We start from the raw sequence: 13377 nt of genomic DNA, 5'->3' as shown, positions 1-13377 counted from the left end.
GTGGGTCACCATCCGCTCTTCATGCCCTGGTTCTGCTCGTCGAGCCACTTCTTGAGCGGGGCGAAATACTCCATCATCGCCTTGCCGCTCATCTGCCGGCTGCCGGTAAAGGTTTCCAGAGCATCGGGCCACGGCTTGGACGCGCCCATTTCCAGCATCGCGTTCAACCGGTCCCCGACCTGCTTGTTTCCGTAGAAGGAACAGCGGTGCAGCGGCCCCTTCCAGCCCGCCTGATCGCACGCCGCCTTGTAGAACTGAAACTGCAGGATCCGCGCGAGGAAATAGCGCATGTAGGGCGTGTTCGCCGGGATGTGGTATTTGGCACCTGGGTCGAAGGCATCGGCGGGGCGGTCCACCGGCGGGGCGACGCCCTGATATTCCTGCTTCAGGTCGACCCAGGCCTGATTGTAGTTCGCCGGGGTGATCGATCCGTCGAACACGCCCCAGCGCCATTTGTCGACCAGCAGGCCGAAGGGGAGGAACGCGACCTTGTCCATCGCCTGGCGCAGGAGAAGGCCGATATCCTTTTCCGCGCTCGGCACGTCGTTGCGATCGAGCAGCCCGATCTGGACGAGATATTCGGGCGTGATCGAGAGGGCGACGAAATCGCCGATCGCCTCGTGAAAGCCGTCGTTCGCGCCGTTGAGATAGAGATAGGGCTGATCGCTATAGGCGCGCTGGTAGTAGTTGTGGCCCAGCTCATGGTGAATGGTGACGAAGTCGTCGGCATTCACCTTGATGCACATCTTGATGCGGATATCGTCCTTGTTGTCGACGTCCCACGCGCTCGCATGGCACACGACCTCGCGGTCGGCCGGCTTGGTGAACAGGCTGCGCTGCCAGAACGTCTCCGGCAGCTTCTCGAAACCTAGCGAGGAATAAAAGTTCTCGCCGATATGCACCATGTCGAGCGGACCCTTGCCCTTCTCTTGCAGCAGGTCGCCAATGTCGTAGCCCAGATCGCCTGATCCCGCGGGCGCGACCAGGGGATAGATGTTGCCCCATTCCTGCGCCCACATATTGCCGAGCAGGTCGGCGCGGATCGGGCCCGTCTTCGGCTGTACCGCATCGCCGTATTTCGCGTTCAGTCGCCCCCGGACATAGGTGTGGAGCGCCATGTAGAGCGGCTTCACCTCTTGCCACAGCCGCTCGGTCTCGGCAGTGAAATCGTCAGCCGGCATGTCGTAGCCCGACCGCCACATCGCGCCGACATCGCTGAAGCCCAGCTCCTTCGCGCCCAGGTTCGCGATTTCGACCATGCGGGCGTAATCGCCCTTCATCGGCGCGCCGACATTGTCGTGCCAGCTGGTCCACATCTCCTCGAACTCGGCGGGCGTATGCTCGAGATTGCCCATTTCCGCCTCGATGTCGGAGCCGGAGATCGGCTTCCCGTTCAGCGTTCCCTTCCCCTTGCCGTATTGCGATTGCAGACCGGTCGCGATCTCGGCCAGCTCGGTCGCGGCCCCCGGCGTGGTCGGCGCGGGCAGGACGATGCCGTTGCGCAGGATGTCGAGCTTGCGCTTCACATCGGGATCGAGCCCGGGGACCTCGGCATATTCCGCCGCTTCCAACGCGTAGGTCACCGATTTCTCGGTCCCCTCGGCCCCGCTCTTGGCTGCCAGCGCGTCGGTATCGTCGGTGATGTAGGTCGCGTTGACCCACTGGGTGCGCGCCGCGTCGACGGAGAAGTCGAACAGGTCCTTCTCGACCGCGGCGACCCACGCCTTCGCCCCTTCCGGCGTCATGGGATAATCGGCGGCCACTTCGCTGGGTGCGTCTTCCATGGGCGTCTGATCCTGCGCCATGGCGGGTGTGGACAGAGCGATGGCAATGGCGGACAGGGCGACGGGCGCGAATTTCATGGATTCCCCTCTCGAAAACCGGTTGCGGTTGAGACGGGTTTGCCCGCGCCGCGCGGCTTAATCAAGCGGTCAGCCACTCCGCCATACGCTCGCCCAGTTCCGGCTTCGTCACGCTCGACATATGCGTGCCGGGCACCTCGACATAGGTCGCGTGCGGCAGCAGCGCGGCGAGCTCCTCGGCCGAGCCGTTGTCGCGATCCTCGTCGCCGCACACGACCAGCGTGGGCATCGTGACCCGGTCGAGATCGCCGAGTTCCATGTCGGGCAGCGTGCCCAGCAGCAGCCGCGCCGCGACCCGGTCGACCCCTTGCGATTTCAGGAACTGGCGGGAGAAATACGCCGGATCGTCGCGCCCGATGGTGTCGAATTCGTCGATCACGCGGCGGAAGAAAGCGGAGCGTGTGCTCCATTCGCCCAGCCCCGCGATGCCCATCCCACCGACGATCAGCCGTTGCGGCTTCAGCAATCCCTGGACCACCCCGTGCAAGGACGTGCGCGCGCCGAGCGAAAAGCCACCGAGCACGTAATCGTCCCAGCCCAGATGCGCGAGCGCGGCCACCGTGTCGCGGACCAGCACGTTCTCCGGGTAGGCCGCCTCGTCGTGCGGCGCGGCGCTGTCGCCATGCACGCGAAAGTCGAGCATCGCGACCGCGAATCCCGCATCGGCGAGCCGCTGCGCATGACCCCACTTGATCCAGTTCATCTCCGCACTGGAGAACAGGCCGTGCAGCAGCAACAAAGGCGCGCCCTCGCCCAGACGATGCAGCGCGAGTTCGACCCCGTCGAAGCTGGCGAAACGTTCGGTGATCGCGTCGTTACTCACCGGGCGAAGCAGTTTGTCCCGGCGAACAGCCCGGTCACCCGCCTGGCACCGCCCGCTTCGCCGAAGAACCCGCCGATGTCGCCCGCCGCCTGGAATTCACCATCGAGGGTCGACCCTACCACCGGCTTCGCGTCGATCCGCGCCGCCGCGTCTTGCGCGGGTGTTCCGATGCCGACACCCTGTGCCGTCCGGATGGTGGGGGAGGAATTTCCATCCTGCACCAGCCAGCCGACCAGCTTGCCGTCCTGGAAATTGAGGTGGAGATCGCCCGGATAGACGGTGAATTGCACCGGTCCCGCACCGCATTCGGCGTCATCGCTGCGCTCCGTCGGCTCGCCCAGCGCGCTGGTCACGCCCGCTTCCACCTCGCTGCGGCCCGCGCCGAAGTAGAAGCTCTCCGCGCCAGCCGCCAGCCCGTCGCCGCGCAACGTCACCGCATCGGCCTCGGGCGCTTCGCCGGTATCGGTCTGCGCAGCGCCGCTCTCCTTCGCGGAGGGATCGGCCGATGGTTGGCACGCGGCCAGAGCGAGGCCGAGGGCCGCTACGGTTACCATGGCGATGCGCATGCGCCCTATCCCTTCTTCAGGTGCCGCCGACCGAGCAGCTCGGCGATCTGTACCGCGTTCAGGGCCGCGCCCTTGCGCAGATTGTCGGACACGCACCACAGTGTCAGCCCGTTCTCCACCGTCGGGTCCTCGCGGACCCGGCTGATATAGGTCGCACCGTCGCCCGCGCTTTCGACCGGGGTGACGTATCCGCCGTCCTCGCGCTTGTCGACCAGCATGCAGCCCGGGGCCTCGCGCAGGATGTCCATAGCCTGGTCGGCGGTCAGCTCGTTCTCGAACTCGATATTGATCGCTTCCGAGTGGCCGACGAACACCGGCACACGCACGCAGGTGGCGTTCAGCTTGATCTTCGGGTCGAGTATCTTCTTGGTCTCGACCACCATCTTCCACTCTTCCTTGGTGGAACCGTCATCCATGAACACGTCGATATGCGGGATGACGTTGAAGGCGATCTGCTTGGTGAATTTCTTCGGTTCGACCGGATCGCCTACGAAGATGGCGCGGCTCTGCTCGAACAGCTCGTCCATTCCCGCCTTCCCGGCACCCGAGACCGACTGGTAGGTGCTGACCACCACGCGCTTGATCTTCGCCGCGTCGTGCAGCGGCTTCAGCGCGACCACCAGCTGCGCGGTGGAACAGTTCGGGTTCGCGATGATGTTCTTCTTCGTATAGCCGTCGATCGCGTCCGGGTTCACCTCGGGCACGATCAGCGGCACGTCCGGGTCCATGCGATAGAGCGAGCTGTTGTCGATCACCACGCAGCCTGCGGCCGCTGCCTTGGGCGCGTAATCCTTCGCCGGGCCGCTACCCGCGGCGAAGATCGCGATGTCCCAGCCGGAAAAGTCGAAATGCTCGATGTTCTTGCATTTGAGCATCTTGCCGCTGTCGCCGTATTCGACCTCGGTCCCGATCGAGCGGCTGCTCGCCACGGCGGCGATCTCGTCCGCCGGGAAGGCACGCTCCGCCAGGATCTGCATCACTTCGCGCCCGACATTGCCGGTCGCGCCCACTACGGCCACGCGGTAACCCATTCGCTTCGTACTCCTTGGCTTTCTCGCGCGCCGACCTAGGGCGCGCGTGCCCGCCGGGCAAGCAATCCCTGCTTCGTGCGGGGGCAGCCAGCGTTCGCGCTACACCACGCCGAAGAAGTGGATCACCAGCACGATTGCCGAGGCGACCGCGCCGATCAGCCCAGCGACCGAGATCCAGCGGATGCCCGCATCCTTACGGATCGAAATCAGGTTCACGATCGCGAAGATGGCGAGGAAGACGAGGCTGGCCGCCTTCACCAACGGGTCGAGCCCGCCGAACAGCGCCAGTACGCCCGCCACCACCGCGATCAGCACGGTGCCGAACCAGGGTACGCCCGCGGAATTGGTCTTGTCGAATGCATCAGGCATCTCGCCCAGTTCGGAAGCGCGCTTGGTCAGCCGGGCGGTCGAGAAGATCGTCGCATTCACTGCCGACGCGGTCGAGAACAGCGCGGCGATCGCCACCGCGATGAAGCCCACCTCGCCCGCCGCCGCGCGGCCCGCGATGGCCAGCGAGACTTCCTTCTCCGCGATCACCTTGTCCGCGCCGATCAGCATGCCGGTGCCGACCGCGACCAGGATGTAGACGACGATCACCGCCGCCACGGCCAGGATCATGCCGCGGCCGATGTCGCGTTTGGGCTTCTCCATTTCCTCGTAATCGTAGGACAGCAGCTGGAAACCCTCATAGGCCATGAACACGCTGGCCGCGCCGACGATCGCGCCGAGGAAAGGCGACTGTCCGCCGCCGCCATCGCCCGTCACCTGCAAGTTATCGGGCGCCCAATGGGCAATGCCGATCACCGCCAGCGCCAGCAGGATGATGAGCTTCGCCCAGACGACGAAGATCTCCACGCCCGCGCTCTCCTTCACCCCCATCAGGTTCACACCGGCCAGGATCGCGATGGAGGCGACAGCGGCGGCGGGCTTGATCCAGTCGGGTCCGCCCAGCGCGTCGGACAGATAGGCCCCGAAGGTGTAGGCATAGACCGCGACGGTCAGGGTGTAGCCCGCCAGCAGGACCCACACCGAGACGCGCGCTACCGTCTCGTGCCCGTCCTGGTGAAGATAGATGAACACCCCGCCCGACTTGTCGTGGTGGCGGGTAAGTTCGGCATAGCTGTGCGCGGTCGCGAGCGCGATGAGCCCCCCGATCAGGAACGCGACCGGAGCGAAGGCACCCGCGGTGTCGAACACCACGCCCAGCGTGGCGAAGATGCCGCCGCCGATCATTCCGCCGACCGCCATCGACCACGATGCGTTCAGGCTCAGCTTGCCGCCATCGGACTTGTCGGTTTTCGCTGCCATGGTCGACGTGCTCCTGCGTTTCAGGTCGCGAACGGCGGCCACGCAGACTTAACGTAGATCAGTACGGAAAGTTCTTGCTCAGACTACTCCGGCAAAATGCAGCACCAGCACCGTCATCGCGGCAAAGGCACCGATCGCGCCCGGCAGCGATACCCAGCGCCGCCCGACCTTTTCCGCAAAGGCGAGCGCGTTGACCGTGCCGAACACCAGCAGGAAGACGAGGCTGGCCCCGCTGACGAGGCCACCGAGCCCGCCGACGATGGCGAGCGCCAGCGCGAGTGCGGAGAGGGACAGCACCGCCCATTGCGGCGCGCCATGTGCGTTGCGGTTGTCCAGCCAGCCGGGCAGCGCGCCGTCCTTCGCCACCTCCTCGGCCAGCCGCGCGCTGGAAAAGATCGTCGCGTTTATGGCCGATGCAGTGGAAAGCGCCGCGGCGATCGTCACTGCGATCAGCCCGGGCGTGCCCAGCGCGGCCTGCCCGGCATTGGACAGGGCCACCTCGCCATCCTGCATCACCGCCTGCGTCCCCGTCAGCATCGGCACCGCGAGCGCCACCAGCACATAGATCGCCGCCGCGCTGACAATGGAAAGAGCCATCATGCGCGTGATCGTGCGCTTGCGGTCGCGCATCTCGTCGTAATCGTAGGCCAGCAGTTCGAAGCCCTCGTAAGCCATGAACACGCTTGCCGCGCCGACCACGATGCCGACGAGCCCCGGCTGCGATGGGATCGTCAGCGCGCCGGCATCGAACTTCGACAGACCGAAGGCCGCCAGCGCGGCAAGGATCGCCAGTTTCACCGCGACGATGGCGATTTCCACGCCCGTCGCCTGCCCCGCCCCGCGCAAATTGATCGCCGCCATCGACAGGATCGCCGCGCTCGCCATCGCCGGCGCGATCCAGCCCGGCCCGCCGACCGCGTGGGCGAGGTAGGCCCCGAAAGTGTAGGCATAGACCGCGCAGGTAAGCACGTATCCGGCCAGCAGCACCCAGGCGGAAGCCGCCGCAATCCGCTTGCGCCCGAGATCGCGCAGGAAGGTATAGATCCCGCCCGCCTCGTCGCTGTCGACGGTCAGCGCGGACAAGCTGTGGCCCGTCGCCAGTGCGACGAGCCCGCCAAGCACGAAGCTGACGCCCGCCCATTGCCCCGCGCTGGATATCACCACCCCCAGCGTCGAGAAGATCCCGCCGCCGACCATCCCGCCGACGGCGATGGCCCATACCGCGGCGGGCCCGATCCGGTCGCTGGATCGGCCTTTGCTCATTCGGGCGGGGTCACCCCGTTATTCTTCAGGAAGCGGAAGATCGTGTTCCACAACTGCGGGCTGATGTTAGGCCCGCCCACACCGTGCGTCTGGCCGGGATAGAGCATCATGTCGAACTGGGTCTGCGACTGCTGCAGCGCGGCGATCAGCGCGGTGGAATTCTCGAACACCACGTTGTCGTCGGCCATCCCGTGGATCAGCAGCATCGGATCGGCGATCTTGCCCGCGTCCGCCAGTGCATCCGCCTTCGCGTAGGACGCCGCGTCGTCCTGCGGCGTGCCCATGTAGCGTTCGGTATAGGCGGTGTCGTACAATTCCCACTTGGTCACCGGCGCACCGGCTATCCCCGCGGCATATAGGCCGGGATCGGCCTCCAGCATCTTGAGCGTCATGTAGCCGCCATAGGACCAGCCATAGATCGCGATCTTGTCCGGATCGACGTAGTCCAGCGACTTGAGGAACTGGGCCCCCTGTTTCTGGTCGGACACCTCGATCCCGCCCATCGCGCGATAGATCGGTTGCTCGAACCGGGCCCCGCGATTGGCGCTGCCGCGATTGTCGATCTCGAAATAGATGTAGCCCTGGTCCACGATCGCCTGTGGCAGCGGCCCGTCCCAGCCTTTGGTCACGACCTGCGCGTGCGGCCCGCCGTAATGGCTGAAGAACACGGGGTAGCGCTTGCCCGGCTTCATTTCGGGCGTAATCATCTTCCAGTGCAGCGTTGCGCCGTCGCGCGTCTTCAGCGTGCCGTATTTCGCCAGTTCGTGGCTCGCGACATAGGGCGCGTAGGGGTGATCGGCGTCGAGCCGGTTCTGTTCGACCCAGGCCAGTTCCGTTCCCGCCTGGTCGGCGAGATAGGTCTGCGGCGGCTGCGTGTCGCTCGACCGGGTGATCAGCAGCGTGCGTCCCTTGTCGTCCATCGAGGCCTGGTTGACGAAGGCCGGGTCGGTCAGCCGCTTGGGCTCGCCGGCCTTGCGATAGTCGACCGAATAGATCTGGCTGGCGAGCGGGTCGTCCTTCGTCCCGGCGAAGAACAGCGTGCCCGTGTCCTGGTCCACCCCGACCAGGTCGGTAACCACCCAGTCTGCATCGCGCCCCTTACCGGTAAGTTGCGTCCACTTGCCGTTGGCGAGCCGGTAGAGCTGGCCGTAGCCGCTGCGCTCCGACCACCAGATGAGAGAACCGTCCTTCAACCACTTGTAATTGCTGGTAAGGTTGACCCAGTAATCGGGTAGCGCGGCCTTCTCGGTGAACAGCACCGACGACTTGCCCGTGGCCGGATCGACCTTCAGCATGTCGATCTTCGTCTGCTCGCGATCCAGCCGCTGGACATACAGGGTCTTGCCATCGGGTGCCCAGTTCACGCGGGCGAGATAGATGTCGTCGTTCTTGCCCAGATCGACCTTCACCTTGTCCGACCCGTCCGGCTTCATGACATAAAGATCGACCACGGCGTTGGGCGTGCCCGCCGCGGGATAGCGCTGGTCGAACACCTTGGTCCCGGTCGCGCCGATGGCGGCGCGGGTGACGACGCCCACGCGGCTCTCGTCGAAGCGCTCCACCGCGACGCGCCGGTCGTCCGGGCTCCACCAGTATCCGGTCGACCGGTCCAGTTCCTCCTGCGCGACGAATTCGGCCTCGCCCCAGTGGACGTTCTTGTTCGCCTCGTCGGGCGTCACCGCCTGCGCCGCGCCGCCCACCGGGCCGACCATCAGATGCCGGTCCGCGACGTAGGAGAGATAGCCGCCGTCCGGGCTGATCGCGGGGTTGAGCTCGCCCGTCTCACTATCGGTCAGGCGCCGCACCTCGCCGCCCGGTTGCGCCAGATAGAGGTCGCCTTCCAGCGGCACGAGGATAGCCGTGCCGTCGGGCGTCCACTGATAGCTCACGATCCCCTTCAGGCTGCCGATGCGCGCGCGCTCGCGCTGCATCTTCTCCGCTTCGGAGAGTTCGCGCCCGGTGCCCAGCTTCTTGCTGTCGACGAGCATCGACCACGTGCCGTTCTCGCGGTCGTAGCCCCACAGGTCGTAGCGCTCCTTCTCGTCCTCGCGCGGGCGCAACACGGTCAGCCAGCGTCCGTCCGGCGACAGCTTCGTCGCGCGCGGGGTGGAACCGCTCAGGCTCGGGCTGCCGAAGACGCGCTGGAAAGAGAGGTCGCCCTGTTGCTGCACCTGGCTCGCCGCGGCGCTGTCGCTCATCGGATTGTCCTGCGCGGCCAGGGGCGCAGAGATGGACAGGGCGGCAGCGGCGGCGAGAAGCATGGTTCGCATGGCAAGGCGGGGCCTTTCGTATCGGGTGAAAACGGCAAGTTTTCCGCGCGATGCCCGACCTTCGCACAAAAGAAAAGGGCGGCCCCGAAAGGCCGCCCCCGTCTTTACCGTTGCAGGCGCTTGATCGCTTACGCGTCGACCGGCCGGTTGTCGCGGCGTTCCGCGATGCGGGCGCGCTTGCCGGTGCGGCCGCGCAGGTAATACAGCTTCGCCCGGCGCACGACGCCGCGGCGGACCACGGTGACGCTGTCGATGATCGGCGAATAGAGCGGGAAGACGCGTTCCACACCTTCGCCGAAGCTGATCTTGCGCACGGTGAAATTGCTACCCATCGCGCGGTTCGAACGTGCGATGCACACGCCTTCGAAGTTCTGCACGCGCTCACGGGTGCCCTCGACCACGCGTACGCCGACGCGCAGCGTATCGCCCGGGCGGAAATCCGGAATATCCTTGCCGAGATTGGCGATCGCCTCGGCCTCGAGTTGCTGAATCAGGTTCATTGACCCTGGTCCCTATCTTCATGCCGCGCGCCAGAGGCAGACTGGGCCCGAGCACCACCGCGGCGCTCCCAAAGGTCCGGCCTGCGTAACCGTGTATCGTCCTCGCTGCGTTGCTTGCGCCACGCCGCGATCTTCGCATGATCCCCCGATCGCAGCACTTCGGGGATCGTGCGCCCTTCCCATTCCGGAGGTCGGGTGTAGTGCGGATATTCGAGCAGCCCTTCCTCGAAGGATTCCTCGATACCGCTTGAAGCCGCGCCCATTACGCCGGGAAGCAGGCGAATGCAAGCGTCGAGTATGGCGAGCGCCGCGGGTTCGCCGCCGGACAGCACGATGTCGGCAAGGCTAACCTCCTCGACCTCGCGCCCGGCGAAAATCCGCTCGTCGAACCCCTCGAACCGGCCGCAAAGCAGCGTCACCCCCGGCCCCGCCGCCAGCTCGCGGATGCGCGCCTGCGTGATCGGAGCCCCGCGCGGCGTCATCGCGAGCACCGGCGCGGCGGGCTGCTTCTCGCGCGCATGGTCGATCGCAGCGGCAAGAATGTCGGGCTTGAGCACCATCCCCGCTCCGCCACCCGCCGGGGTATCGTCCACCGTCCGGTGCCGGTCGGTGGCGAAATCGCGGATCTGCACGGTATCGAGCGACCACGCGCCTTCGCTCAGCGCCCGCCCCGCCAGCGACACGCCGAGCGGGCCGGGAAACATCTCGGGATAAAGCGTCAGGACGGTGGCGGCGAAGGTCATGGCGCGCCGCTTAGACCGCGCTGGAGCGCAACGCCATCCCGTGCGTTTGAGCTGCGATGGACGACTGCATCATCATCGGGGCGGGACCGGCGGGGCTGACCGCGGCGATCTATCTCGCGCGGTTCTATCTCAAGGTCCGCCTGTTCGATTGCGGCACCAGCCGGGCGGCGCTGATCCCGCGCACGCACAACCATGCGGGCTATCCAGATGGGATTACGGGCACGGACCTGCTCGATCGCATGCGCCGACAGGCCGCCCGCTTCGGCGCGGTACGAGAGGAACGGCGGGTCATCGCGCTGGCCCACGAGGATGGGCATTTCCGGATCGAGACCCATCGGGAGAGCTTCGCCGCGCGCTCCGTATTGCTCGCGACCGGGGTCTTCAACCGCCACCCGCCCGGTATGGACGACACCTTGCACGACGAGGCGCTGGCGCGCGGCCTGCTGCGCTATTGCCCCATCTGCGACGGCTACGAGGTCACCGACAAGCGCGTGGGCGTGATCGGCACCGGCGACCATGGCACGCGCGAGGCGCTGTTCCTGCGCGGCTATACCGCCGACGTGACGCTGGTCGCGCCCGATGTCGATCACGAGCTGGACGAGGAATGCCAGGCCGAACTCGCCGAAGCCGGAATCGAAACGCACGACGGCCCATGCGGCGAATATCGGATCGAGGGCGACAGGCTCGCGGTCGAAACCGCCGACGGCTGGCTGCAATTCGACAGCGTCTATCCCGCGCTCGGCTCCCACATCCGTTCCGAACTGGCGGTAAATCTTGGCGCGGAGGCGACTGAAGAGGGCTGCCTGACGGTGGACGATCATCTCGAAACCACCGTGCCGGGCCTGTTCGCGGCGGGCGACGTGGTGCTCGGGCTCGATCAGATCAGCCACGCAATGGGGCAGGCCGGAGTCGCCGCAACGACGATCCGCAACCATCTGGCGCAGGAACGGCCCCTGCGGCGCTGACCAGCGGAACCATGCACGCCCCTCGCGCTTCGGGTCGTAAAGGAGAACCCGCATGACCGATCGCCCTCTCGACCCCGCCGCCGCCGGAACGTGGCAATTGGGCGACCGCACCGTGAAACGCATGGGCTACGGCGCGATGCAACTCGCGGGCGAAGGCGTATTCGGGCCGCCCAGGGATCGCGAAGAGGCGCTGGCCGTGCTGCGCGAAGCGGTCGAACTCGGCGTGGATCATATCGACACCAGCGACTTCTACGGTCCGCACATAACCAACCGGCTGATCTGCGAGGCGCTGCATCCCTACCCCAATGATTTGACCATCGTGACCAAACTCGGCGCACGGCGCGACGAAGAGGGGCAGTGGCTCCCCTGGAACGATCCCGATGCGCTCGAACAGGGCCTGCGCGACAATCTGGAACATCTTGGTCTGGAGGCGATGGAAGTCGTCAACGTGCGGATCATGGGCAGCGGCGATGGCGGCGTCGTCCCGACCGGCGAGAGTGTCGCGCGCTTCGTCGAACCGGTGGCGCGGCTTCGCGAACAAGGGCTGGTGCGGCATGTCGGCATCAGCACGGTGACCCAAGGACAGGTCGAGGAAGCCCGAACCATCTGTCCCATCGTTTGCGTCCAGAACGCCTACAACCTCGCTAAGCGCGGCGACGATGCGCTGATCGACTGGCTGGCCGACGAGGATATTGCCTACGTGCCCTACTTCCCGCTGGGCGGGTTCAGTCCGCTGCAGTCGGAGACGCTGGACGCGGTGGCGAAGGACCTCGACGCCTCGCCATTCCAGGTCGCACTCGCCTGGCTGCTCCAGCGGTCGGACAATATCCTCGTCATCCCCGGCACCTCCTCGCGCGCGCATTTGCGCGAGAACATCGCGGCGGCGTCGCTGGACCTGCCCGAGGACGCACTGGAGCGGCTGAACGGGATCGCGGACTAGTCCTCGACAAAGGCGGCGGTCACCACCAGCCGCTCTCCGTTCCACTCCGGAACGGCGGCGTCGATCAGCGGCACCAGCAAAGGCTTCGCATCGGGGCGCGCGATCTCGATGATGTCGGTCGCGCCGTAATTCACCACGTCGGCGACCGTGCCGATCGGGTCGCCCGCATCGGTTACCACGGGCAGGCCGATCAGGTCGGCATGGTAGAACTCGCCCTCTTCGAGCGGCGGGAGGGTTTCGCGCGGCACGGTAAGCACGGTGCCCCGCAGCGCTTCGGCGGCATTGCGATCGGCAATCTCGGCGAAGCGGGCAATCGCACCGCCCTTCCCGTCGTCGCGCACTTTCGCAAGGGTCAGCGTGCCGTCGTTGAACCGCTTGTGCGGCTTCAGCGATGCGACGCCGTCCTCGCCGAACAGCTTAAGCCGGACCTCGCCCGTCACGCCGTGCGCGCCGGTTACGGCGGCGAGCGTGACGGCGCGGTCCGAAGAATTCCCCTCGCGCCCGTCGGTGGGGTTGGAGGGGGGCCTGGCGGGGTGTGTCATAGCTTCACAGGCCCACCCCCGGCCCCTCCCGCAAGCGGGAGGGGAGAGAGGGCCATCAGCCCTCGGCCTTCTCGCCTTCGTCTGCAGTCGCCGCGGTTTCTTCCGCAGCGCCTTCCTCGGCGGCAGGAGCCTCCTCGGCGGCCGCTTCCTCGGCCGGAGCGTTGGCTTCTTCCTCGGCGGCCTTGCGCGCTTCCTCGGCCTCGGCAGCCTTCGCGGCCTTCTCCTCGGCGCGTTCCTTGGCCTTCTCGCCCGGCTCGGCCTTGTTCGGGTTGTTGCGCGCGGTGCGCTCCTTCACGCCGGCGGCGTCGAGGAAGCGGGCGACGCGGTCGCTCGGCTGCGCGCCGACGCCCAGCCAGTAACGCGCGCGGTCCTCGTTCAGCTGGACGCGCTTCTCGTCGTCCTTCGCGAGCAGCGGGTTGTAGGTGCCGATCTGTTCCAGATAGGCGCCGTCACGCGGCTTGCGGCTGTCGGCGGCCACGATGCGGTAATAGGGACGCTTCTTCGCGCCACCACGGGAGAGACGGAGGGAAATTGCCATGATGTGTTACCTTTCGATTCTAAACG

General features: G+C 66.3%; 13 protein-coding genes. 2 read left to right on the top strand and 11 right to left on the bottom strand.

Annotated features, from left to right (window positions below):
• Nucleotides 1–5 precede the first annotated feature (5 nt).
• The 9 genes from MKP08_RS09545 to trmD all read right to left on the bottom strand — a co-directional run bounded on the left by MKP08_RS09545 (nucleotide 6) and on the right by trmD (nucleotide 10366).
• Entirely contained in the window at nucleotides 6–1862 is a 1857-nt protein-coding gene (locus MKP08_RS09545) for a M2 family metallopeptidase (protein WP_241553619.1), read from the bottom strand.
• Nucleotides 1863–1923: 61 nt separating this feature from the next.
• On the bottom strand, nucleotides 1924–2685 hold the full coding sequence (locus tag MKP08_RS09540; protein ID WP_241553618.1) for an alpha/beta fold hydrolase: 762 nt from the start codon (nucleotides 2683–2685) through the stop codon (nucleotides 1924–1926).
• A complete protein-coding gene (locus MKP08_RS09535; protein WP_241553617.1) occupies nucleotides 2682–3251 on the bottom strand; it encodes an aspartate-semialdehyde dehydrogenase in 570 nt (189 codons plus the stop codon). The genes MKP08_RS09540 and MKP08_RS09535 overlap by 4 nt, the downstream gene beginning before the upstream one ends.
• 5 nt (nucleotides 3252–3256) lie before the next feature.
• Nucleotides 3257–4282 carry an aspartate-semialdehyde dehydrogenase gene (locus MKP08_RS09530; RefSeq protein WP_215228404.1) on the bottom strand — a complete coding sequence of 342 codons (1026 nt, stop codon included), beginning with the start codon at nucleotides 4280–4282 and terminating at the stop codon, nucleotides 3257–3259.
• A 99-nt stretch (nucleotides 4283–4381) separates the two neighbouring features.
• Complete coding sequence (locus tag MKP08_RS09525; protein WP_241553616.1) at nucleotides 4382–5590, bottom strand: APC family permease; 1209 nt, start codon at nucleotides 5588–5590, stop codon at nucleotides 4382–4384.
• 78 nt (nucleotides 5591–5668) lie between these two features.
• Nucleotides 5669–6853 (bottom strand): APC family permease, encoded by a 1185-nt coding sequence (locus MKP08_RS09520; RefSeq protein ID WP_241553615.1) that lies wholly within the window; start codon nucleotides 6851–6853, stop codon nucleotides 5669–5671.
• Entirely contained in the window at nucleotides 6850–9123 is a 2274-nt protein-coding gene (locus MKP08_RS09515) for a S9 family peptidase (RefSeq protein WP_241553614.1), read from the bottom strand. Before MKP08_RS09515 ends, MKP08_RS09520 begins: the two co-directional genes overlap by 4 nt.
• A 128-nt stretch (nucleotides 9124–9251) precedes the next feature.
• Nucleotides 9252–9623, bottom strand: a complete 372-nt coding sequence (gene rplS / locus MKP08_RS09510; protein WP_215228408.1) for a 50S ribosomal protein L19 — start codon at nucleotides 9621–9623, stop codon at nucleotides 9252–9254.
• The gene (gene trmD, locus MKP08_RS09505; RefSeq protein ID WP_241553613.1) at nucleotides 9620–10366 is read right to left on the bottom strand and encodes a tRNA (guanosine(37)-N1)-methyltransferase TrmD; all 747 of its coding nucleotides are present in this window, start codon (nucleotides 10364–10366) and stop codon (nucleotides 9620–9622) included. Before trmD ends, rplS begins: the two co-directional genes overlap by 4 nt.
• A gap of 56 nt (nucleotides 10367–10422) precedes the next feature.
• On the opposite strand from trmD, the gene MKP08_RS09500 reads away from it, so the two are divergent.
• A complete protein-coding gene (locus MKP08_RS09500; protein ID WP_241553612.1) occupies nucleotides 10423–11331 on the top strand; it encodes an NAD(P)/FAD-dependent oxidoreductase in 909 nt (302 codons plus the stop codon).
• Nucleotides 11332–11383: 52 nt separating this feature from the next.
• Nucleotides 11384–12271, top strand: coding sequence for an oxidoreductase (locus tag MKP08_RS09495; protein WP_241553611.1), 888 nt, complete (start codon nucleotides 11384–11386; stop codon nucleotides 12269–12271).
• Here MKP08_RS09495 and rimM read toward each other — a convergent pair.
• Together rimM and rpsP are read right to left on the bottom strand one after the other, a co-directional pair.
• Nucleotides 12268–12813, bottom strand: coding sequence for a ribosome maturation factor RimM (rimM, locus tag MKP08_RS09490; RefSeq protein ID WP_241553610.1), 546 nt, complete (start codon nucleotides 12811–12813; stop codon nucleotides 12268–12270). The genes MKP08_RS09495 and rimM overlap by 4 nt on opposite strands.
• Before the next feature lie 55 nt (nucleotides 12814–12868).
• A complete protein-coding gene (rpsP, locus tag MKP08_RS09485; protein WP_241553609.1) occupies nucleotides 12869–13351 on the bottom strand; it encodes a 30S ribosomal protein S16 in 483 nt (160 codons plus the stop codon).
• Between the last annotated feature and the right edge of the window lie 26 nt (nucleotides 13352–13377).

The sequence above is a fragment of the Erythrobacter sp. LQ02-29 genome (genome assembly GCF_022576075.2).
Classification (GTDB): Bacteria; Pseudomonadota; Alphaproteobacteria; order Sphingomonadales; family Sphingomonadaceae; genus Alteriqipengyuania.
This window is presented reverse-complemented; position numbering and strand designations above follow the sequence as displayed.